Below are 21,351 nucleotides of genomic sequence, written 5' to 3'. Positions count from 1 at the left end.
CGATCTGCGCGCGCGTACGCGAGACTCGCGGCGTGCCCGTCACCCTGCGCTGCGGCGACCTCGAGACCACCTGGCTGCCGGAGCACGGGATGGTCGGCGCCTCGCTGCGCCACCGGGGCGGCGAGCTGCTCGGCCAGCGCGGCGGCCTCGACGCGTACCTGGCGAAGGGGTCGGCGTTCGGGATCCCGCTGCTGGCCCCGTGGGCCAACCGGCTCGACGGGCTGCGCTACGGGGACGTGGCGCTCGACGCGGCGACCGTCAAGGGCGGGGACGTCGGGCTGCCCAAGGACGGCGGCGGGGTGCTCGTCGGCCAGGAGTGGACGGTGCGGGAGCGCAGCGAGCAGCGGCTGCGTGCCGCCGTGACCGCGGACCAGGCGCTGCTGGCGGTGTTCCCGTTCCCGCACGAGCTCGAGGTGACGGTCGAGCTGCGCGGCACGGGCCTCGAGGTGATCACCGTGCTGACCGCGACGGGGGACGTGCCGGTGCCGGTGGCCTTCGGCTGGCACCCGCTGTTCACGCTGCCCGGCGTGCCGCGCGGCGCGCTGCAGGTCCGGCTGCCGCTGAGTCGCGAGCTGGTCCTGGACGACCGCGGGATCCCGACCGGCGACCGGCAGACCGTCGTGATCGCCCCGGGGCCGCTGGACGGCCGCGACCTGGACGCCGAGTACGACGGCTGGGACGGGGACGTCGTGCTGCGCGGTGGCGGCCGCGAGCTGCGGGTGCGGTTCGCGGCGGCGGACGGCTACCCGATCGGCCACCTGTGGGCCCCCCCGCGGCGAGGACTTCCTCGCCTGGGAGCCGATGACCGCGCCGACGAACGCGCTCGTCAGCGGCGTCGGGCTGCAGCACGCGGCGCCCGGCGAGCGGTACACCGCCACCTTCTCGGTCGCGGTGCGCTCGATCTCCTGAAGCGCGGGCGAAGAACGCGTCCAGGCCGCCTGGACCGCGACTCCAGCCACGGGCGCCTCGTGCCGAGGACCTCCTCATGCTCTCCCGCGCAACCGCGCTGCTCGTCGCCGTTCTCCTGCTCGGCCTGCTCGGTCCGGCCGCCGTCGCCTCTGCGCAGCGGCACGTGCCCGACGATCCCGGCGCGGAGATCCCGTGGTGGGAGGAGGACGACCCCGACGCGCCCGTCCAGGACGTGACGCCCCCGCAGAGCGACCCGGGGACGGGCCTGGACGACCTGCCGCTGCCCGGCGTCACCGACGGCGACCTGCCGGTCGACGACGAGCCGGAGGTCGACCCCGAGCCGCTGCTGCCGACGATCCCGGTGCCGACGACGAAGACCATCCCCGGGACGGTCGCGTACGTGCGCCGGGACGGGAAGGCGGCGATCCCGCGCGGCGCCCCGAAGCGCGTGCGGCAGCTGATCGCGGCGGCCAACGAGATCGTCGGCAAGCCGTACAAGTGGGGCGGCGGCCACGCGAAGCTGAGGGACCGCGGCTACGACTGCAGCGGCGCGGTGAGCTACGCGCTGATCCGCACCGGGCTGTTGCGCGCGCCGCTGGTGAGCGGGTCGCTGGCGCGCTGGGGCAGCCGGGGCGCGGGCCGCTGGGTGTCGGTGCACGCCAACCGCGGGCACGTGTACCTCGAGGTCGCCGGGCTGCGCCTGGACACGAGCGCGGTCGGGGACCGCGGCGGGCGCAAGGGCGTGCGCTGGCGCCCGGTCATCGGGCGGCGCGGCGGTTTCACGAGCCGCCATCCCGCCGGGCTCTGACGCCGTGCGGCGCCACGCCGGACCTGCCTGCCCCCAGGCGGTCCGGCGCGGCGCCGCCGTGCGTCGTCAGCCGGCGGCCGCGGCCGGAGGCCGCAGCTCGTGCGCCGGTGCGTCGTCGCGGGCCGCCGTACCGGCTCCGAGGTCGACGGTGTTGAGGCGCTCGGCGAGCAGCTCGACGAGCAGTCGGTCGGCGGCGAGCTCCTCGTCGGGGGTGAGGGGGAACGGCTCTTCGGGGGGCATGCCCCGTTGATCGTCAGAAGTGGTGAACGGTGCATCGGACGTCCGTCCACCCACCTCAAGACCCCCGGTGGCCGCCCGACGCGCCGAAAAGCGGTTCGGGAACACCGCGGCGACGCGCTAGGATTGTGCGGATCATGACGAAGCTCAGCCCCCAGCAGCAGCGACAGGCGGACGCCCGGGCCAAGAAGCTCGAGGAGATGGAGGCGCAGATCGAGAGCGGCTCCCTCACCGTCCGTCAGATGACCCCCGAGGAGCGGGCGAAGTACCCCAAGCCCGAGCCGCGTCCCGAGGGCGAGAAGAAGCGCCGGGGGCGCCGCAGCTGACCGTCAATGGGCGTGCCCGGCGTGGGCGTCGCCCAGCAGCTCGGTCGGCACGCGCCGTGCGAGCGCGACCGCGACCGCGGTCGTCAGCGGCACGGCGCACGCCAGCCCGATCGAGCCGACGAGCAGCGCCGTGACCTCCTGGGCCACGATCTCGCGGTTCACCGCGTCGCCGAGGCTCGTGCCGACCGTGGAGAACACGAGCAGGATCGGCAGCGCCGCCCCCGCGTAGGCCAGCGCGAGCGTGTTGACCGTCGCGGCGAGGTGGTCGCGGCCGACGCGCAGCGCCTCGGCGTAGAGGGTGCGCGCGGGCATCGACGGGGCGGCCCGGCGCAGCGCCGCGACGACGGACGCCTGGCTGACGGTGACGTCGTCGAGCACGCCGAGCGCCCCGATGACCATGCCGGCGAGCAGCAGCCCCTGCGGCTCGATCTCCCCGTCGGAGGCGACGCGCAGCACGAACGCCTGCTCGGAGACCAGGCCGGTGAGCTGCACGGCGTCGACCGCGAGCGTCGCGAGCAGCGCGGTCAGCACCAGCGTGCAGGCCGAGCCGATGATCGCCGCGAGCGTCATCGAGCTGGCGCCGTGCGCGAGCGCGAGCGTGACGAGCAGGATCGCCACCGCCCCGACGAGCGCGACCGCGATCGGCGGCCGCCCGTCGAGGATCGCGGGGACGACGAAGGTCGCGAGCAGCGCGAGGCTCGCCCCCAGGCCGATCAGCGCGAGCAGCCCGCGGCGGCGCGCGAGCAGGACGATCACGACGGCGAACAGCAGCGACAGCAGCAGCAGCGGCGCGCGCCGGTCGTAGTCGAGGAACACCCAGGGCGGCGTCGCCCCCTCCCCCGCCCCGACGGGGACGGCGGGCACGACGCGGATCCGCGCGCCCGGCTCGGGCAGCGGGGTCAGCGCGTCGCCCGCGAACGTCGCGGTGCTCGCGCGCCCGTCGAGCTCGATGCGCAGCGTGCGGCAGCCCGGGCCGAGCTCCGGACGGCAGCCGTCGGTGCCGACCGCCACCACCTCCGCGCCGCGCGCGTCCGCCCCGGGGCTCGAGCCCGCGACCGCGCCGTCACCGGGCCACAGGACGAACAGCCCGAGGGCGGTGGCGGCGGCGATCACCCCGACCGCGGTGAGCGCGAGCCGGCCGGCCGGGATCGCCCACAGCGCGCGCAGCGCCCGGCGCGCGCGTCGAGCGCGCGCCGCAGGCGGGCGATCACAGGCGGGTCGCGCCGAGATTGCGCGTGACGGTGCGCCCGCCGGCGGTCGCCCGGATCCGGACCAGGTAGGTCCCGGGGCGCAGCCCGGCGGCGCGGACCGTCAGGCGCTGCGTGGCGCCGGCCCGGCGGGTGCGGTCGCCGAGCGTGCGCACGACGCGGTCGCGTGCGTCGCGCAGCTCGACGCGCACGCGCGCGTCGCGGTTGAGGCGCAGGCTCACCCGCAGGGCGGTGCCGCGCGTCCCGCCGAACGCGGTGCGGTCGAGCTTCGCCTTGGCGATCGTGCCGCACGAGCGCGGCGCCTCGGGGGCGGCGGCGCCGACGAACCGCCCGGCGCGGCGCACGAGCGCGATCCGTCGGGTGTCGACCGTCGTCGTCCCGCGCAGCGCGCGCACGCGCACGAGGTAGGAGCCGTCGAGCGCGCCGCGCCCGTCCCAGCGGAAGCTCGCGCTGCGCCGGAAGCGGGCCGCGGGGGCGTTGGCGATCGCGCGACGGCCCGCGGACTGGCGGAACACGTCGACCGCGAAGGTGGTCCCGGCGGTGCGCGGCAGCGTGACGCGGACGCCGCGCCCGTCGGGCAGGACGGCGAAGCCGCGCAGCGCGGTCGGCACCGTGCACGAGCCGGCGACGCGCGGCAGCGACGAGAACGCCTCGTCGAGCACGCGGCCCTGCGCCTGCGCGGGCGGGCGGCTGCCGAACAGGGCCATGACGGTCGGGGCGACGTCGACCTGCTCGGAGGACCCAGGGTTCTCGACCGTGTCGCTGAAGCGGACGGGGTCGACCTTCTCGGAGGCGATCGCCTGCTGGCGGATGCGCGGGTCGCCGCCGACGATCGCGAACATGTGGTCGAGCGTCTGCGGCGCGCCGTGGTTGCCGCTGAGCGGGTTGATGCCGCCCGGGATCCCGTCCCCGAACTTCTCGGTGGGCTTGGCGGTGACGAGCAGGTCACCGGTCCGCTCGCCGGCGATCTTCCAGCCCGGGTGGACGCCGTCGAGGGTGTGGCGGGTGTCCCCGTCGGCGGCGTTGGGCAGCCGGTACAGCGCCTCGTCGACGCGCGGGTTGGTCAGGGCGGCGGCGCGCAGGCGGGCGAGCAGCGCGTCGCGGTCGGGCCGGTTGCGGTCCTTGAGGTAGACCATGTTGACGCTGCCGTTGAGGACGATCTCGACGGCGTCGGCGTCGGCGCCGAACGACGAGGCGATCGCGTTGGGCGCGAGCTTCGTGGTCGTGTCCATCGAGTGGTCGGAGACGACGAAGATCGTCGTGCGGTCCCACAGGCCGAGCTGCTTCTGCTGGGCGACGAAGCGGCGCAGCTGCTGGTCGGCGTTGCCGATCGCGGTCTCGTACACGGGGCCCGCACCGGTGAAGTGGCCGAGCTGGTCGATCGTGGGGAAGTTCACGAACGTGAGGTTCGGGCGGCGCGTGGCGCCGTCGGCGGGGACGCCCTCGCGGACGGTGCGCAGGACCTCGTCCATGACGACGACGTCGTTGGTGTAGCGCTGCACCGGGTCGACGGCGACGCTGCGGCAGTACGGGGGATCGTCGGATGAGCCCTCGCAGGGCGCCCACAGGTGGTCGGCGTCGTAGGCCTGCGGGTCGACGGTGCGGGTCGAGAAGATCCGGCCGAGCTTGGGCTTGCCGAAGATCCCGGCGGTGACGACGTCGGGCGCCTGGCGCTTGAGCGCCGCGAAGAACGTCTCGGCCAGCAGGCAGGTGGACGCCTCGCCGCTGGTGACCATCGGGCCGTTCGGGTCGCCGCCCTCCGCCGGGCAGGTCCGGCGCGCGGCCTCGTCGTAGACGGCGAACGTGTTGCCGGGGATGCCGGACCGCTCGCCGTAGGCGCCGGTGGCCATGGCGGTGTGGTTGGGGTTCGTCTCCGAGACCATGATCCCGCGCGAGTCGCGGTAGTAGGTCGAGCGGGCGCCCTCCTCGCCGCGGACCATCGAGGCGAGGAACGGGGCGCGGCCCTGGTCGATCGCGCGGTCGCCGTCGGTGGCGTCGAAGGAGAAGACGTAGACGAGCGGGCGGGTCGCGTCGTCCTGCGGGCCCTGGCCCTGCGCGTCGGCGCTGCGCGGGCCGGAGCGGTCCGGCGGCACGCCGACGGCGAGCGCCACGAGGGCCAGGACGGCCAGGAGCGGGAGCAGGAGACGGGCCACGGGACGGGAGTATCCCGCCCCGGCAGGCTCACGTGGTGATCACACCGTGATCCGGGACGCCGCGTCCAGCGGCCAGCGCACGCCGGTCAGCTCCTCCGACAGCGTCCACAGGCGCGCGGCGACGTCGGCGTCCTTGGCGGCGTCGGTGCGGCCGACGAGCTTCGGCGTGCCGCGCAGCTCGAACGGGCCGTTGGGGCCGACGTAGCTGTCGCCGGGGATGTCGGCGACGGCGGCGTGCACGGTGGGCAGGGCGCCGGCGGCGTCGTCCTGGGCGACGATGCGGTTGCCGATCGCCATCAGCGCGCCCTGCAGGCGGCTGCCGGTGTGGCCCTGCAGGTGCGTCGCGCTGTAGCCCGGGTGCGCGGCGGTCGCGATGACGGGCGAGCCCGCGGCGGCGAGGCGGCGCTGCAGCTCGCTGGTGAACAGCAGGTTGGCGAGCTTCGACTGGCCGTAGGCGCGCCAGCGGTCGTAGCTGCCCGGCTCCTCCCAGTTGAGGTCGTCGAGGCGGATGCGCCCGGCGCGGTGGGCGGAGGAGGCGACGGAGACGACGCGGGCGGTCACGCGTCCCAGCAGCAGGTTCGTCAGCGCGAAGTGCCCGAGGTGGTTGGTGCCGATCTGCATCTCGAAGCCGTCGGCGGTGCGCTGCTCGGGCAGCGCCATGACGCCGGCGTTGTTGACGAGCACGTCGATCGTGTCGCCGTCCCCGAAGCCCTCGGCGAACGCGCGGACGGAGGCGAGGTCGGCGAGGTCGAGCCGGCGGACCTCGGTCGAGCCGGGGAGGGTGTCGGCGACGGCCTGCCCCTTGGCGACGTCGCGGACGGCGAGGACGACGTGCGCGCCGGCGGCGGCGAGGTGGCGGGCGGCGGTGGCGCCGATGCCGCTGCTGGCGCCGGTGACGACGATGGTGCGGCCGGACTGGTCGGGGAGATTGGCGGAGAGCCAGGAGGAGGTGGACATGGCCGCCAATGTAGCCACTGCAAACAATGGTGTCAATGACAACTTCAGAGCCCCGCGCGGTAAACTGCCCGACGTGGCGACCCGCCCCTACCACCACGGCAACCTCCGCGAGGAGCTGCTCGACCGCGCGCTGGACACGGTGCGCGACCGCGGGGTCGCCGCGCTGTCGCTGCGCGAGGTCGCCCGTGACGCCGGGGTCAGCCACGCCGCCCCGCGCCGCCACTTCCCCGACCGGCAGGCGCTGCTCGACGGCCTCGCCCAGCGCGGCTTCGAGCGCCTCCGCACGACGCTCGAGGCGGCCGCCGGCGACGGCCGCGGCCCCTACGCGGCGCGGCTGGAGCGGGTCGCCCAGGCGTACGTCGCGTTCGCCGTGCGCGACGCCGCGCTGCTCGAGCTGATGTTCGCGGCGAAGAAGCTCGACCCCGACGGCCCGCTGCACGAGGCCGCCGAGCAGGCGTTCGCGGTGATGCTCGAGCTGCTCGCCGAGGGCCGGGTCGACGGCGAGCTCGCGGGCGCGGTCGACGACGCGGTCGCCGTGCTGTTCCCGCTCCTGCACGGGCTCGCCTCGCTCGCCGGGGCCGGGATGCTGGAGACCGACGACCTCGACGCCACCGTCGCCACCGCGCTGCGCGGCGCGTTGACCGGGCTGCGGCCGCGGTGACCGTCGCCGTCGCCGACGCCTTCCGGGACTGGCTGGCCTGCGCGGTCGCCGGGGCCGACAGCCGCGCCGTCCGCGCCGCCGCCGCGACCGAGGACGACGTCACCGTGCTCGGCACCGCCGGGCACGTCCTGGACTTCGACGACACCTACGAGCCCGGCCTCGCGCACCTGAGCGCCGCCGTCGCCCCCGCCGCGCTGGCGCTCGCCGCACGGCAGGACGCGCCGGTCGGCGCGCTGCTCGACGCGTACGCCGCCGGGGTCGAGGCGATGGCTGCGCTGACCGCGGCGTCGCACCCGGCGCTCTACGACGGCGGCTGGCACCCCACCGCGGTCGGCGGCGTGCTCGGCGCCGCCGTCGCGGCCGCGGCCCTGCTGGGCGCCGACGCGCGCACCGCCGGTGCCCTGGCGCTGCTGCGCGCGGGCGGGCTGCGGGCCGCGTTCGGCAGCGACGGCAAGGCGCTGCAGGTCGGGCTCGCCGCCGCCGACGGGGTCCGCGCCGCGCGGCTCGCCGCCGCGGGCGCGACGGTCGGCGCGAGCGCGGTCGAGCGCGGCGCCGCGGGCTTCGAGGAGGCGTTCGGCGCAACCTTCGCGAGCACCGCCGAGAGCGAGCGACCCAGCGCCTTCGACGAGCTGTGGATCAAGGCGTACCCGTGCTGCCTGCAGACCCACGGGGCGATCGAGTGCGCGGTCCAGGCGGCGGGCCGCGGGGTCACGCTCGCAGGCCCGCGGCTGCGGACCGTGACGATCGTCGTGCACCCGGTGTCGCGCCGGGCGGCGGCGCTCGACGACGTCACCGACGGCCTGGCGGCGAAGTTCTCGATCCCGTACTGCACGGCGTTCGCGCTGCGCCACGGCCGCGCGCCCGCGCGGCTCGAGGACTTCGCGGTCGTCGACGGCGGCGTGCGCGCGGACGCCCGGCGGGTGCGCGTCGTCACCGACGAGACGCTGCTGCAGTCCGAGGCGGTGCTCGTGCACGAGACCGCGAGCGGGGAGATCGAGGTCGCGCGCGTGGAGGCGGCGCTCGGCTCGCCGCAGCGGCCGATGAGCGCCGACCAGCTGGGCGAGAAGGTCCGGGCGCTGACCGGCGCGCGGCTGGACGCCCTGCTCGACGACCCCGCACGCCCGGCGGCGGATGTGCTCGCGGTCGTGCTCGACGCCGCGGCGCAGGCGGGCGCGGGCCCCCGTGGCGCCGCCACGCCGGTCCCGTCGTGAGCGGGGCGCACGCCGACGCGGGGGCCCGCGGCGCGGTCCAGCGGCGCGTGCTGCGGGTGCTGCTGCTCGCCCAGGTCCTGGCGGGGGCGGGCCTCGCCGCCGGGATCACCGTCGGGGCGCTGCTGGCGGAGGACATGCTCGGGACCACGAGCGCCGCCGGGGTCCCCGCCGCGCTGCTGACCGGGGGTGCGGCGGCCGCCGCGCTGCTCGTCGCGCGGCTGTCGGACCGGTCCGGTCGGCGGCCCGGTCTCGCCGCCGGCTACGCGGTCGGTGCGGTCGGCGCCGCGGGCGTGGTGGTCGCGGCGGCGATCGACCACGTGCCGCTGCTGTTCGTCGCGCTCGTGCTCTACGGGTCCGGGTCCGCGACGAACCTCCAGGCCCGCTACGCCGGGGCCGACCTCGCCGACCCCGAGCGGCGCGGCCGCGCGGTGAGCACGGTGCTCGTCGCGACGACGCTCGGCGCCGTGATCGGGCCGAACCTCGTCGAGCCGACCGGCAGCCTCGCCCGCGAGCTCGGCATCCGGGAGCTCGCGGGCCCGTTCCTGCTGGCGGGCAGCGCGTACGCGCTCGCCGCCGTGGCCGTCGCCGTGCTGCTGCGTCCCGACCCGCTGCTGACCGCCCGCGCCTGGGCGGCCGAGGAGGCCGCCGCGCCACCGACGGCCGCAGCGCCGACCGCGACCGACGCCGCCGCCGCGCGGGCCGCCGACGCGCAGGCGCAGGAGGCGACTGCGACCCTGCGCCTCGCGGCGGCGGGCATGATCGTCACGCAGCTCGTGATGGTCGCGGTGATGACGATGACGCCGGTCCACATGCGCGACCACGGCCACGGGGTCGGCGCGGCGGGCTTCGTCATCTCGCTGCACGTCGCGGCGATGTTCCTCCCCTCTCCCCTCACCGGCCAGCTCGTCGACCGGGTCGGGCGCCGGCCGGTGCTCGCCGCGGGGTCGGCGACGCTCGTGCTCGCCGGGGGCGTCGCGGCGCTCGCCCCGGCGGACTCGGTCGGGATCCTCGCGGTCGCGCTGGTGCTGCTGGGCCTGGGGTGGAACCTCGGGCTCGTCGCGGGCACGGCGCTGGTGACCGACGCGGTCCCGCTCGCGGAGCGCGCGCGGACGCAGGGCCGGGTCGACCTCGGGGTCGCGCTCGCCGGGGCGACGGGCGGGATGGGCAGCGGCTTCGTCGTCGCCGCCACCGACTACGTCGGCCTGGCGCTGCTCGGCGGCGTGCTGGCGCTCTGCCTGCTGCCGGCGCTGCTCGTCGCGCGCGGGCCCGCGGTCACGCGGCCCGCGGTCTGACCGCGGCGACTCAGCGGGCGGCGCGACCCTCGGCGGTCTCCCCCGCGAGGTGCAGCAGCAGGCGGTCGAGCGCCGGGTCGAAGTCGCCCATCGGCAGGCAGCGCACGAGGCTGCCGAGCCGCACGAGCAGCGCGACGCGCGACGGGCCACCGCCGGCGTAGAGGGCGTGCATCGCGGCGTGCAGGCGCGGGTCGTCGGTCGTGCCGCACAGCAGGACGAGGTCGGGGCGGAGCTCGCGCGCCTCGGGCAGCACGTCCTCGAGCGTGACGAGCGGACCCGCGACGATCACGTCGTCGCAGCGCACGCAGCGGCGCAGGACGGCGACGGGCAGGTCGTCCTCGCCGGCGACGAGCACGGTGCTGCGCGGGCGCAGCAGACCGTCCTCGGTGCGCCGCCAGGTGCGCTCGGGCCAGGGGTGCGGATCGTGGGAGAGGAACGACACTGCGCGCCCTCGTACCCGCTCGGGGGTGACCGCAATCCCAGGCGTGCCGACGTCCCGTCACCGTCCGTTCAGATCTCCCGCCTACCGTCCGATCCATGGACCCCCTCCGCCCGGCGCGCCGCTCGCCCGCTCCCGTGCTCGTCCTCGTGTGCGTCGTGCTGGCCGGCTGTGCGGGCCAGGACGGGCGCCCCGGGAACGGCGCCGCGGACGCCGCGCCCGTCGTGGTCGCGCCGCGGGACGACCGCACGATCGCGCCGGCGAGCACCGCCGTCCCGGTTCCCACGCCGGTGCCCGCCCCGGCCTCGGCCTGGCCGATGGCCGGTCACGACCCGGCGCACAGCGGCTCGGCGCCCGTGACGGGTCCGCAGACGGGACGGGTGCGCTGGCGCCGGCGACTGGAGGGCGCGGCCGTCCCGGGCCCGGTCCTCGCGGCCGACGGGTCGGTGCTCGCCGCCTCCAACGCCGGGGTCCTGCACGCGCTCGACCCCGCGACCGGCCGGGACCGCTGGACGTTCGACGGTCAGGGCTCCTACGGGATCGACCTGTCGACGAGCCCACTCGTGCTCGGGGACGACCTGATCCTGTGGCCGGGCCCGCAGAACACCCTGTTCGCGCTCGACGCGGAGGGCCGCGAGCGCTGGCGGGTGCAGTTCGGCGCGATGGTGCTCTCCCCGGTCCGCGGTCCTGGGCGGTCGGTGTACGTCGCCGACATGGGCGGGGAGCTGCGGGCCCTCGAGGTCACGACGGCCGCGGTGCGCGAGCGCTGGCGGCTGCGCCTGGGGTCCGGCCCGTCGTACGGGAGCCCGGCGGTCGGCCCCGACGGGACGATCTACGGGACCGCCGCGAACGATCTCGTCGCGGTGCGCGACGAGCCGCGCAGCGGGCGCGTGCGCTGGCGCGTGCGGACGGGCGACCTGGTCGAGGTGTCCCCGGCGGTCGGGCCGGACGGCACGGTCGTGATCGGCTCCAACGACCCGTACCAGTACGGCGTGTCGCGCGAGGGCCGTGTCCGCTGGCGCGTACGCCGCGGCGCCCTGACGTACTCCTCCCCCGCGGTGACGCGCGCCGGGCAGGCGCTGTGGGGCGATCATCGGGGCCGGACCACCGTCGTCGACGTCCGCACCGGGCGGGTGGTGGCCCGCTACGTGGGCCTGGCGCGCAGCGCCCGACTGCGCGCGGTCGGGGTCTGGACGATGCCGGTGACCGACCGGGACGGTCGCGTCTACGTCGGCACGCGCCCCGGCCACGTGTACGGCTTCGCCCGGACGGGCCGCCTGCTGTTTGACGTCGACACCGGCGCGAGCGTGGAGTCCTACCCCGCCCTGGGGAGCGACGGGGCCCTGTACGTCGGGTCGGAGTCCGGGGAGGTGTGGGCGATCGCCGACCGCTGAGCTGCGTCAGGCCTGGCTGGCGATCTGGATGAGGTTGCCGCAGGTGTCGTCGAACACCGCGATCGTGACCGGGCCCGCCTGCGTCGGCTCCTGCGTGAACTCGACCCCGAGGCCGACGAGCCGCTCGTGCTCGGCGTGGACGTCGTCGACGCCGAACGACGTGTACGGGATGCCGTCCTCCCGGAGCGCCTGACGGAACGGCCCGACGGCCGGGTGGTCGGCGGGCTCGAGCAGCAGCTCGACGCCGTCCTGCTCGCCCGGGCCGACGACGGTCAGCCAGGAGAAGTCCCCCATCGGCACGTCGTGCTTGGTGACGAACCCGAGGACCTCCGTGTAGAAGGCGTGCGCCTTGCGCTGGTCGTCGACGAAGACGTTGGTGACCGTGATCCGCATGGAGCGCCGATCATGCACCATGCCGGGCATGGATCCCACCGATGTCCTCGCGGTGCTCGCGGCCGCCTTCGGGGTCGGCATGGGCGCGAGCCCGCTGCTGCAGGCGCGCCGGGTCCACGAGCGACGGTCCGCGCAGGACGTGAGCCTCGGGTTCCTCGCCGTGCTGTTCTGCGGCGGGATCGCCTGGCTGAGCTACGGGGTCGCGCTCGGGAACGCGGCGCTGATCGTCGCCAACGCGGTCGGCCTGTGCGGCAGCGGGACCGCGATCCTCGTGGCGCTGCGCTACCGCCGGCCGGTCACGGCGGCGCAGGCTCGCGGCTAGACGGCGAGGATCTCCTCGACCGGCCGCGGCCGGCCGACGCCGAAGCCCTGGGCGAAGTCGACGCCCTGGCGGCGCAGGAAGCGGGCGGAGCGGTCGTCCACCACGGACTCGGCGATCGTCTGCTTGCCCATCCCGGTCGCCATGTCGACGACGGCGGCGACGACGAGCCGGTCGGTCTCGTCGTCGAGGCAGTCGCGGATGAACTCGCCGTCGATCTTCAGGTAGTCGAACGGCAGGTGCTTGAGGTAGTAGAAGGAGCCGAAGCCCGCCCCGAAGTCGTCCAGCGCGAAGCGGCAGCCGAGCGCCTGCAGCCGCTCGGCGAACCGCCGGGCCGCCGCCATGTTCGCGATCGCCGCCGTCTCGGTGATCTCGAAGATCAGGCTGGAGGCGGGGACGCCCGTCTCGTGCAGCCGCCGCTCGACGAGGGCGAGCAACCGGTCCTCGGTGAGCGACTTGCCGGAGAGGTTCACCTCGAGCACGAGCTCCTGACCGGCGGCCCGGTGCCGGGCGATGAGGTCGATCGCGCGGCCGACGACCCAGCGGTCGAGCTCCTGGACGAGGTCGAACTGCTCGGCGGCCTCGAGGAACTCGCCGGGGAGGATCCGTCCGCGCTCGTCGTCGCGCATGCGCACGAGCAGCTCGTGCTGGCGGACCTCGGAGGTCCGCAGGTCGAGGATCGGCTGCGCGTCGAGCACGAACCGCTCCTCGTCCAGCGCGTCCCGCAGGCGCTGCACCCAGTCCAGGCGGGTCTTCATGCGCGGCTGCGGGGCGTCGTCGGCGGCGTAGTGCGCCCAGCGGTCGCGGCCGTTCTCCTTCGCCTCGTACATCGCGAGGTCGGCACGCACGAGCGCCTGCTCGCCGGACAGCAGCGGATCGAGCAGCGCGATGCCGAGGCTGCAGGTCACGCCGCGCGCGGCCCCGGACACCGTCGCCTCGATGTCGCGGACGATCGCGGAGGCGACCACCTCGGCCTCCTCGCGGTCGGCGGTGGGCAGGAGGACTCCGAACTCGTCGCCTCCCAGGCGCGCGACGACGTCGCCGTCGGCGAGGCGGTTGCGCAGCGTGGCGGCGACCGCGGTGATCAGCCGGTCGCCCGCGTGGTGGCCGCGGGTGTCGTTGACGAGCTTGAAGTGGTCGAGGTCGAGAACCATCAGCGCGCCAGTCCCGCGGACGACGGCCGCCGCGACCTCCTCCTCGAACCGCCGGCGGTTCAGCAGCCCGGTGAGCGGGTCGTGGTCGGCCTGGTGGCGCAACCGCTGTTCGGTCTCGCGGCGTAGCGTGATGTCCTGGACCTGGCGGAGCATCGCGGTCGGGCAGCCCTCGGCGTCGCGGATGACCGTGCCGTGCAGTGCCACCCAGATCTGATGGCCGTCGAGGTGCAGGTACCGCTTCTCCAGCGCGTAGGAGCGCTGCTCGCCCGCGAGCGTCCGCTCGATCGCGCGGATGCTCGCGGCGACGTCGTCAGGGTGCGTGATCGAGTGCACGGTCCGGCCCAGCAGGTCCTCCTCACTGCGACCGAGCAGCTGGCACAGCGCCCGGTTCACCTCGACGTAGCGACCGTCGAGGTCGACGATCGCCATGCCGATCGGGGCCCCGTGGAACGCGCCGCGGAACCGTTCCTCGGCGGCCCGGCGGCCCTCCTGCGCCTGCTTCGTGTCGGTGATGTCGAGCGTCACGCCGGCGAGCCCGACGATCGCCCCGTCGTCGTCACGGACCGGGAACTTCGTGACCAGGAACGTGTGGTCGGTGCCGTCGGCGTGCGGGGCGACCTGCTCGTGGCGGATCTCGCGGCCCTCGTGCAGCACGATGCGCTCGTGGGCGCGCAGCGACCGGGCGACCTCCGGGGGAACGAGGTCGTCGAGGGTCCGGCCGACGAGCTCGCGTCCGGCCGGGTCGACCATCCGGGCGGCGGTGTCGTTGGCGAAGACGAAGCGATCCTCGCGGTCGCGGAAGTAGATCGCCGCGGGCGCGTTGGCGAGCAGCGCGCGGGCCTGTGCGCCGGAGAGCAGCGCCTGCTCCCCGGCGTCACGGGCGACCGTGAGCGCCCCGCGGAGCCGCAGCGCCTGGATGACGGCGACGCTGACGGCGGCCAGGAGGACGAGCTCCATGGTCTGGTGCACGTCGACGACGTGGACGAGCAGCCAGGCCGCCCCGAGGAGGCCGAGCGCGAGCGCGGCCGGTCGGGCGCGCGGGGGAGGGTGCGGGTCATGGGCTGCGCGGCGGCGCCGGGGGAACCTTGGCCGTGCCCCCTTCTACGGCGCGGCGGGCGCCCGGTGAGATCGCACATTCGTCCGTCCGTCCCGCGCCAGGACGAACGGCAGCCCGCGGGTGAGCGGTCCGGTGGCGATCGCGGACATGGCGAGCATCCGGCCGTCGGGGAGCTGGCGCAGCTCGTCGCGCACGTGCCGCCAGGGCAGCGGCGCGTCGGGCGGGTAGGTGACGAGCAGGACCGGGCGGCCGTCGATCGCCGACGGGGCGACGGTCGCGGTCATCGGCTGGTGCTCGCGGTGGCCGTCGTCAACGAGGTTGATGCCGCTGCCGTGGGCGTCGAACCGCTTGCCCCACCACCGCGGCAGGCCCAGCGCGCCGACGCCGCGCGGCGCGACGGCGCGCAGCACGGCCGGGCCGACGAACGTCGCCCGCCAGTCGCCCTCGAGGCTCGCGACGTCCGGGGCGGGCAGGACCGCCCAGCGGCGGGCGAGCGCCGCGAGGCCCGCGGGCAGGTCGTCCTGCACCGGTGCGGGCGTCGCCCCGCCGTGCGTCTCCGGGGAGCCGAAGCGCGCGGCGAACCGCTCGGCCAGCGCGGTGATCGTCAGCGACGGGTTGACGCCGACGTCGGCGGGGATCACCGACGCGTCGGCGACGTAGAGGCCGGGATGGCCGAAGACCTCGTGGCGCTCGTCGACGACCCCGTGGTCGGCGTCCGGGCCGATGACCGCGCCGCCGAGCACGTGCGCGGTGAACGAGCGGCCCGCGATCGACTCGACGGTGAGGTTCAGCGGCGTGCCGCCCGAGGCCTGCGCGAACGCGCGCGTGGCGTCGTTGGCGACCGGCAGGTAGCTCGGCGCCGCCGGGCCGCTGCCGGGGGCGGAGCGCAGCACGCGCCGCCACGGCCGCACCGGCGAGCGCGCCCAGCGCAGCCGCAGGTCCCCCTCCCCCGACTGCATGACGGTCAGGGCGGTGAAGCGCGCCTCGAAGTCGCGGGCCAGCACGGTGCGCAGGTGGGTGATCGGGTGGCGGACGATCCGTCGCAGCGTCTCGCGCGCGCGGGCGCGCGGGTCGTCCCCGTCGACGAGCGGCCCGTAGGAGAGCCGCAGCAGCGTGCCGCCGCCGACGTAGCGGTTCTGCGTGATGTGCGTGCGCGCGTCGGGGTGGAAGTCGGTGCTGATCGACGGCCCGCGGGTCAGGGACGGGGAGCCCGGCGGCTGCAGGATCCCGGTGACCGCCTCGCTGTTCGTGCGCACGTGCGCGCCCAGGCGCGGGCCGATCCGGGGCAGCGTGCCGAGCTCGTCGCGGCAGCGCAGCAGCAGCTCCATCGTGCCGAGGACGCCGGCGCTGACGACGACGCGCTCGGCGAGCACGTCGGGCCGGTGCCGGGCGCGGCCGCGCGCGAACGGGTCGCTGCAGCGCAGCGCGTAGCCGCCGTCGGGGAGCGGGACGATCGCGTCGACGCGGGTGCGCTCCTGGATCCGCGCGCCGGCGCGCTGGGCGAGGTGCAGGTAGTTGCGGTCCAGCGAGTTCTTCGCGCCGTACGGGCAGCCCGCCAGGCAGCCGCCGCACAGCCGGCAGCTCGTGCGCGGCGGGCCGGCGCCGTCGAAGAACGGGTCGTCGGTCGTGACGCCCGGACGGTCCCCGTAGTAGATGGCGGCGGGCACGCGGCCGAACGTGTCCTGCGCGCCCATCGCGGTGGCGGCGGCGAGCAGGTGGTCGTCCTGGGCGGACAGCGCCCGGGCCGGGGTCTCGGTGACGCCGAGCATCCGGCGCGCGGTGGCGTAGTGCTCGGCGAGCTCCTCGCGCCAGGCGGTCCCGGCGGGCCAGGCGGGGTCGGCGAAGAACGCGTCCCCGGGCTCGAGCATCACGGCGCCCCAGACGATCGAGCCGCCGCCGACCCCGCTCGCGCCGATGATCCCCATGTGCCCGAAGACCCGCTGCCAGAAGAAGCCGCGGGCCCCGAGCTCCGGCCCCCACAGGTAGTCGCGCAGGCTCGTGCGGGCGGCGAGCAGGTCGGCGTCGGTGTGGCGGCGGCCCTGCTCGAGCACGGTGACCGACCAGCCCTGCTCGGCGAGACGCAGCGCGCTGACCGCGCCGCCGAACCCGGAGCCGATGACCGCGACGGAACCGGGGTGTGGGCGCAGCGGGGCGGTCATGCCCGTGACCCTACGTCAGCGCGCGCTGGCGCTGCGGTAGCGGCTGACGGCCAGCGGGGCGAAGACCGCGAGGATCGCCAGCGACCAGGCGATGGCGCCGAGCACGCTGCCCGACGGGTCGCCGAGCCACAGGTGGCGGATGGCGTCGACCATCACGGTGAACGGGTTGACGTCGGCGAACGCCTGCAGGCCCGCGGGCATCGAGTCGGTCGGCACGAACGCGGAGCTGATGAAGGTCAGCGGGAAGACCGCGAGGAAGCCGAGGCTGTTGGCGGCCTCCGGGGTGGAGACGATCGTGCCGAGCAGCGCGAACACCCAGCTGAACGCGTAGCCGAAGAGGATCAGCAGGGCGAAGCCGCCCAGGATCTCGACGACGCTCGCGTCGAAGCCGAACCCGAGGACCAGGCCGGTGGCGACGAGCACGAGCAGCGAGATCGTGTTCGTGACCATGTCGGCCGCGGTCCGGCCGGCGAGCACGGCGGCGCGGCTCATCGGCAGTGAGCGGAAGCGGTCGACGAGCCCCTTGTTGAGGTCCTCGCAGAGCCCGAGCGCGGTGATGAACCCGCCGAACGCGATGTTCTGGACGATGATCCCGGGCAGGAGGAAGTCGACGTAGTCGTAGCCGGGCGTGGTGATCGCGCCGCCGAACACGTAGACGAACAGCAGGACGAACATCACCGGCTGGACGGTGAAGGCGATGATCAGGTCCGGGGTGCGCGGCAGCCGGACGAGGTTGCGCTCGGCGATGACGAGCGTGTCGGAGATGTGGCGGGTCATGCGGGGATCTCCTCGCGGGTCGTGGTCCGGGGTGCGGCGGGCCCGTCCGGGCCGCCGGTGGTGGTCGGGTCGGTCGTCGCGGCCGCCGCGGCGGTCTCGGCCGGCTTGCCGGTGAGCGTCAGGAAGACGTCGTCGAGCGTCGGCTTCGTGGTGGCGACGTCGGCGACCCCGACGCCCTGCGCGTCGAGCGCGCGGACGACCGCGACGGTCGCTCCCTCGGTCAGCCGGGGCACGACGCGCACGAGGTCGCCGTCGGCGCTGACGGGCTCGTCGCTGAGCGGCTGCAGCGCGCGCGTGGCGTTGCCCGCGTGGCCGGCGTCGGTGAGGCGGACCTCGACGCGCTCGCCCCCGACGCGGCGCTTGAGCTCGTCGGCGGTGCCGTCGGCGATCACGTGGCCGTGGTCGATCACCGCGATGTGGTCGGCGAGACGGTCGGCCTCCTCCAGGTACTGGGTGGTGAGCAGCACGGTGGTGCCCTCGGCGACGAGCTCCTCGATCGCCGCCCAGAGGTCGAGCCGGCTGCGCGGGTCCAGCCCGGTGGTCGGCTCGTCGAGGAACAGCACGGCGGGACGCGCGACGAGCGCGGCGGCGAGGTCGAGGCGTCGGCGCATGCCGCCGCTGTAGTCCTTGGCCGCCTTCGCCGCCGCGTCGGTGAGGCTGAACCGCTCGAGCAGCTCGTCGGCGCGCCGCTTGGCGGCGGCGCGCCTCTCGCCGTAGAGGCGGCCGACCATCGTGAGGTTCTCGCGGCCGGTGAGCGCCTCGTCGACCGCCGCGTACTGGCCGGCGAGCCCGATCGTGCGGCGCAGCTCGTCGGCCTGGGTGACGACGTCGAGGCCGGCGACGCGCGCGGTGCCGCCGTCGGGCTGCATGAGCGTCGCGAGGATCCGGACGGTCGTGGTCTTGCCGGCGCCATTGGGCCCGAGGACGCCGAGGACGGTGCCCGGGCGCGCCTCGAGGTCGACGCCGCGGAGCGCGTGCGTGTCCCCGAAGGACTTGATCAGCCCGTGGACGCTGATCGCTGGAGTGGAGGTCATGCAGGCCAGCGTAGGACCGCTTGTGGCCTGGTTCTGTCCTAGTTCGTGGCGTCACGGAATCTTCACGGGCGGGGTGGGCGGCGCGACGCGCCCGGTGGCGGTCGGCGTCCTGCCGGGTCCGTCAGGATCGCGGGATGACGAGCACGCTCGGCGTCGACCTCGCCTCGCAGGACAAGAAGACCGCGTTGTGCGAGATCGGCTGGGAGCGCCCGGCGCGCGTCGTGCGGCTGGAGCTCGGCGTCGACGACGCGGCGATCGTCGCCGCGGCCGCCGGTGACGGCGTGCAGCTGCTCGCGATCGACGCGCCGTTCGGCTGGCCCGAGCCGTTCGTGCGCGCGGTGCGCGCCCACCACGACGGCGACGGGTTCCCGGTCGCGGCGGGTGACCGCCCGGGGCGCGAGCCGTTCTACCTGCGCGAGACCGACCGGCACGTGATCGCGCAGACGGGCAAACGGCCGCTGTCGGTGAGCACCGACAAGATCGCCTACATCGCGCTGCGCTGCGCGGGCCTGCTGCGCACGATCGGGGAGCGCGACCCGGCGCTCGTGCACCGCGACGGCAGCGGCCTCGTCGCCGAGGTCTACCCGGGCGCCGCGCTCGTGCGCTGGGCGCCGACGCTCGGCTGCCCGACCGCCGGCTACCGGGGCGCCACACCGGAGAACCCGGCGCGCACCGCGCTGGCCGCCGCGCTGCTCGACGCGACCGGGGTGGCGGCCGACGCGGCGCAGCGGGCGCTGCTCGCGCGCAGCGAGGACGCGCTCGACGCGTTCGTGACCGCGGTGCTCGCCCGGGTCGTCGCGCTGGGGCGCAGCGAGCCGGTGCCGGACGCGCTGCGCGAGCTGGCCCGGCGGGAGGGCTGGATCCACGTCCCGCGCGCGGACGCACTGGACGGCTCGCTCCAGGAGTGAGGGCACGCCCACGCCGCTGCCCCAAAGGGACGGATGTTCGGACTTTCGGGCACGATCCGCGGGTTCGGCGCGGTCGCACCCGATGATGTTGGCGTGTTCGCACTCCGTCGTCCTGTCGGGGTGCGTCGGGGGCCTGCCCGCCGGTTGGGACTCCTCGCCGCGCTCCTGGCCAGCCTCCTCCCCGCGGCCGCGGCACCCGCCGCCGTGCCGCTGGAGCAGCGGGGCGTCGCGATCGACATCAGCTTCACCGAGCCGGCGAGCGCGGAGCTCGCGGACGTCGACGCCGCGGCGGCGCTCGGGGCGACGACGGTGCGGGTGGCGCTCGACTGGTCGGGCCTCGAGCCGCTGCGCCGGGGCCAGTACGCGACCTGGTACCTCGACCGGCTCGACGCGCTCGTCGCCCGCGCGGCCGCGCGTGACGTGCGGGTGCTGCTCACGCCGCTGCGCACCCCGTGCTGGGCGGGAACGGTCGCCAACGCGTGCGGCCGGCCGACGCTCGCCCGCGAGGTGAGCCTGAAGAGCCCGCGCGACCCGGCCGACTACGGGCGCTTCACCGCGTTCCTCGCCGGGCGCTACGGCACGCGCCTGGCGGGCATCGAGGTGTGGAACGAGCCGAACATGCCGTCGTTCTGGAACGAGCGCGACCCGGTCGGCAGCTACGTGCGGCTGCTGCGCGCGACCTACCCGCTGGTGAAGCGGGCGGCGCCGACGCTGCCGGTGGTGGCGGGCGCGCTCGCCGGGTCCGACGCCGCGTTCCTGGACCGCCTCTACGTCGCCGGGATGAAGGGCTCCTACGACGTGCTCTCGGTCCACCCGTACAACGACGGGCGCGACCCGGCGCAGCTGCTCGACGCCCGCTGGGCGAGCGCGACGTTCCTGCAGGGCCTGCGCACGATCCGCGCCACCCGCGACGCCCGTCGCGACACCACGCCGGTGTGGCTGACCGAGCTCGGCTGGAACACGAGCACCCAGCGCGGCCTGACCTGGCTGGACGGCGTGACCCCCGCCCAGCAGGCCGACTACCTGCGCCGCGCGATCGCGATGCTGCAGGACCCTGCGTGGGGCATCGACTTCACCAGCGGCGTGTTCGTCTACCGCCTGCGCGACATCGGCACCGACCCCGCCAACCCGCAGCACAACTACGGGCTGATGGCGATGGACCGCCCGCCCAAGCCGGCGCTGGGGGCGGTCGGGGCGGCGTTCGCCACCGCCGTGCGGTGAGCGCGAGCGTCAGCTCGACAGCTGCCAGGTGTAGGAGAAGCGCGTGTAGTTGACGGTCGCGTCGACCGGGTAGCCGCGCCGGCCGTCCGCGCTCGTGCGCTCGGTGGCGACGAGGCAGTCGAACGTGCCGGTGGACTCGCCGAGCTCGTCGGCACCGCCGCTGACCGGGTCGCAGGTCGTCCCGAGGATCGGTCCGTCGAGGACGCCCTCGCTGACGCGCTTGCGGAAGTCGGCGGTCACGGACTTGCGCAGGTCCTGGATCAGGTCGCGCCGAACGGCGATCTCGAGCCTCTCGGTCTGCTCCTGCTCCTCCCGAGCACGCCGCTCGGCCTCTTGGGCCGCGCGCTCCCTCGCTTCGCGGGCGGCGGTGGCCCGCTCCTCGCGCTCACGCGCCTCGCGCCGCTCGCGCACGTCGCGGTCGTGTGCGCGCTGCAGCGCGATCCCTCCGCCGACGCCGCCGAGCAGCACGAGCAAGCCCACGACGACGACCGTGCGGCGACGCGGCCGGCGCAGGCGCCGACGGCGCGCGGGCTCCTGGAGCAGCAGCCGCTTCTGGGCCTCGAACTCCTCGTCGGTCAGGACGCCGTCGCGGTGGAGCTCCGCGAGCGTGCGCAGGCGGGCGAGGTGGTCGAGCTCCTCGCGGGGCTCGACCCCGGGGTCGGGCTGCTCGTCGGTCGTGGGCCGCTCGGACATGCGCGGGAGTCGCCACCCGGCCCGCGGGTCTGACACGGGGC

General features: G+C 75.8%; 21 protein-coding genes. 10 read left to right on the top strand and 11 right to left on the bottom strand.

Features of this window, described 5'->3' with window-relative positions:
- The first annotated feature begins 32 nt into the window (after nt 1-32).
- Together GKE82_RS19670 and GKE82_RS27335 are read left to right on the top strand one after the other, a co-directional pair.
- Complete coding sequence (locus GKE82_RS19670) at nt 33-1,145, top strand: aldose 1-epimerase (RefSeq protein ID WP_154734486.1); 1,113 nt, start codon at nt 33-35, stop codon at nt 1,143-1,145.
- Nucleotides 1,073-1,717 carry a hypothetical protein gene (locus tag GKE82_RS27335; protein ID WP_196189346.1) on the top strand — a complete coding sequence of 215 codons (645 nt, stop codon included), beginning with the start codon at nt 1,073-1,075 and terminating at the stop codon, nt 1,715-1,717. Before GKE82_RS19670 ends, GKE82_RS27335 begins: the two co-directional genes overlap by 73 nt.
- A 66-nt stretch (nt 1,718-1,783) precedes the next feature.
- Here GKE82_RS27335 and GKE82_RS19665 read toward each other — a convergent pair whose 3' ends face one another.
- Nucleotides 1,784-1,957, bottom strand: coding sequence for a hypothetical protein (locus GKE82_RS19665; RefSeq protein ID WP_154734485.1), 174 nt, complete (start codon nt 1,955-1,957; stop codon nt 1,784-1,786).
- A gap of 134 nt (nt 1,958-2,091) precedes the next feature.
- Between GKE82_RS19665 and GKE82_RS19660 the strand changes: the two genes are divergently transcribed.
- A complete protein-coding gene (locus GKE82_RS19660; protein WP_107568732.1) occupies nt 2,092-2,280 on the top strand; it encodes a hypothetical protein in 189 nt (62 codons plus the stop codon).
- Between the two features lie 3 nt (nt 2,281-2,283).
- Here GKE82_RS19660 and GKE82_RS19655 read toward each other — a convergent pair whose 3' ends face one another.
- From GKE82_RS19655 to GKE82_RS19645, 3 genes are all read right to left on the bottom strand, one after another.
- Nucleotides 2,284-3,393 carry a YibE/F family protein gene (locus tag GKE82_RS19655; RefSeq protein ID WP_196189345.1) on the bottom strand — a complete coding sequence of 370 codons (1,110 nt, stop codon included), beginning with the start codon at nt 3,391-3,393 and terminating at the stop codon, nt 2,284-2,286.
- A 94-nt stretch (nt 3,394-3,487) separates the two neighbouring features.
- Nucleotides 3,488-5,641 (bottom strand): alkaline phosphatase family protein, encoded by a 2,154-nt coding sequence (locus tag GKE82_RS19650; RefSeq protein WP_107568731.1) that lies wholly within the window; start codon nt 5,639-5,641, stop codon nt 3,488-3,490.
- 39 nt (nt 5,642-5,680) lie between these two features.
- Entirely contained in the window at nt 5,681-6,598 is a 918-nt protein-coding gene (locus tag GKE82_RS19645) for an oxidoreductase (RefSeq protein WP_154734483.1), read from the bottom strand.
- A gap of 73 nt (nt 6,599-6,671) precedes the next feature.
- Between GKE82_RS19645 and GKE82_RS19640 the strand changes: the two genes are divergently transcribed.
- Genes GKE82_RS19640 through GKE82_RS19630 form a run of 3 tightly spaced genes read left to right on the top strand, consistent with a single transcriptional unit; the run spans nt 6,672 to nt 9,762 of the window.
- Entirely contained in the window at nt 6,672-7,259 is a 588-nt protein-coding gene (locus GKE82_RS19640) for a TetR/AcrR family transcriptional regulator (protein WP_309233718.1), read from the top strand.
- Nucleotides 7,256-8,470, top strand: coding sequence for an MmgE/PrpD family protein (locus GKE82_RS19635; protein ID WP_154734481.1), 1,215 nt, complete (start codon nt 7,256-7,258; stop codon nt 8,468-8,470). Before GKE82_RS19640 ends, GKE82_RS19635 begins: the two co-directional genes overlap by 4 nt.
- Nucleotides 8,467-9,762 (top strand): MFS transporter, encoded by a 1,296-nt coding sequence (locus tag GKE82_RS19630; RefSeq protein WP_309233717.1) that lies wholly within the window; start codon nt 8,467-8,469, stop codon nt 9,760-9,762. Before GKE82_RS19635 ends, GKE82_RS19630 begins: the two co-directional genes overlap by 4 nt.
- Before the next feature lie 10 nt (nt 9,763-9,772).
- Here GKE82_RS19630 and GKE82_RS19625 read toward each other — a convergent pair whose 3' ends face one another.
- The gene (locus GKE82_RS19625; protein ID WP_107568726.1) at nt 9,773-10,204 is read right to left on the bottom strand and encodes a hypothetical protein; all 432 of its coding nucleotides are present in this window, start codon (nt 10,202-10,204) and stop codon (nt 9,773-9,775) included.
- A 95-nt stretch (nt 10,205-10,299) separates the two neighbouring features.
- Here GKE82_RS19625 and GKE82_RS19620 point away from each other — a divergent pair, with 95 nt between their 5' ends.
- Entirely contained in the window at nt 10,300-11,595 is a 1,296-nt protein-coding gene (locus GKE82_RS19620; RefSeq protein ID WP_154734480.1) for a PQQ-binding-like beta-propeller repeat protein, read from the top strand.
- A gap of 6 nt (nt 11,596-11,601) precedes the next feature.
- Here GKE82_RS19620 and GKE82_RS19615 read toward each other — a convergent pair whose 3' ends face one another.
- Entirely contained in the window at nt 11,602-11,988 is a 387-nt protein-coding gene (locus tag GKE82_RS19615; protein ID WP_107568724.1) for a VOC family protein, read from the bottom strand.
- A gap of 28 nt (nt 11,989-12,016) precedes the next feature.
- On the opposite strand from GKE82_RS19615, the gene GKE82_RS19610 reads away from it, so the two are divergent.
- Entirely contained in the window at nt 12,017-12,310 is a 294-nt protein-coding gene (locus GKE82_RS19610; protein ID WP_158276795.1) for a SemiSWEET family sugar transporter, read from the top strand.
- On the opposite strand, the gene GKE82_RS19605 is transcribed toward GKE82_RS19610, so the two are convergent.
- From GKE82_RS19605 to GKE82_RS19590, 4 genes are all read right to left on the bottom strand, one after another.
- Nucleotides 12,307-14,418 carry a bifunctional diguanylate cyclase/phosphodiesterase gene (locus GKE82_RS19605; protein WP_154734479.1) on the bottom strand — a complete coding sequence of 704 codons (2,112 nt, stop codon included), beginning with the start codon at nt 14,416-14,418 and terminating at the stop codon, nt 12,307-12,309. The genes GKE82_RS19610 and GKE82_RS19605 overlap by 4 nt on opposite strands.
- 144 nt (nt 14,419-14,562) lie before the next feature.
- On the bottom strand, nt 14,563-16,677 hold the full coding sequence (locus GKE82_RS19600; RefSeq protein WP_230316234.1) for a GMC oxidoreductase: 2,115 nt from the start codon (nt 16,675-16,677) through the stop codon (nt 14,563-14,565).
- Nucleotides 16,678-16,692: 15 nt separating this feature from the next.
- The gene (locus tag GKE82_RS19595) at nt 16,693-17,454 is read right to left on the bottom strand and encodes an ABC transporter permease (protein WP_107568720.1); all 762 of its coding nucleotides are present in this window, start codon (nt 17,452-17,454) and stop codon (nt 16,693-16,695) included.
- On the bottom strand, nt 17,451-18,488 hold the full coding sequence (locus GKE82_RS19590) for an ATP-binding cassette domain-containing protein (protein WP_154734478.1): 1,038 nt from the start codon (nt 18,486-18,488) through the stop codon (nt 17,451-17,453). Before GKE82_RS19590 ends, GKE82_RS19595 begins: the two co-directional genes overlap by 4 nt.
- 134 nt (nt 18,489-18,622) lie before the next feature.
- Here GKE82_RS19590 and GKE82_RS19585 point away from each other — a divergent pair, with 134 nt between their 5' ends.
- A complete protein-coding gene (locus tag GKE82_RS19585; RefSeq protein ID WP_154734477.1) occupies nt 18,623-19,396 on the top strand; it encodes a DUF429 domain-containing protein in 774 nt (257 codons plus the stop codon).
- A gap of 144 nt (nt 19,397-19,540) precedes the next feature.
- A complete protein-coding gene (locus tag GKE82_RS19580) occupies nt 19,541-20,617 on the top strand; it encodes a cellulase family glycosylhydrolase (RefSeq protein WP_196189344.1) in 1,077 nt (358 codons plus the stop codon).
- Between the two features lie 9 nt (nt 20,618-20,626).
- Here GKE82_RS19580 and GKE82_RS27330 read toward each other — a convergent pair whose 3' ends face one another.
- Nucleotides 20,627-21,310 carry an SHOCT domain-containing protein gene (locus GKE82_RS27330; RefSeq protein ID WP_196189343.1) on the bottom strand — a complete coding sequence of 228 codons (684 nt, stop codon included), beginning with the start codon at nt 21,308-21,310 and terminating at the stop codon, nt 20,627-20,629.
- Nucleotides 21,311-21,351: the final 41 nt, after the last annotated feature.

Origin of the sequence: Conexibacter sp. W3-3-2 (genome assembly GCF_009707605.1) — a bacterium.
Taxonomy (GTDB): Bacteria; Actinomycetota; Thermoleophilia; order Solirubrobacterales; family Solirubrobacteraceae; genus Paraconexibacter; species Paraconexibacter algicola.
The sequence above is the reverse complement of the archived record's forward strand: the minus strand, read 5'-3'. Positions and strand labels throughout refer to the sequence as shown.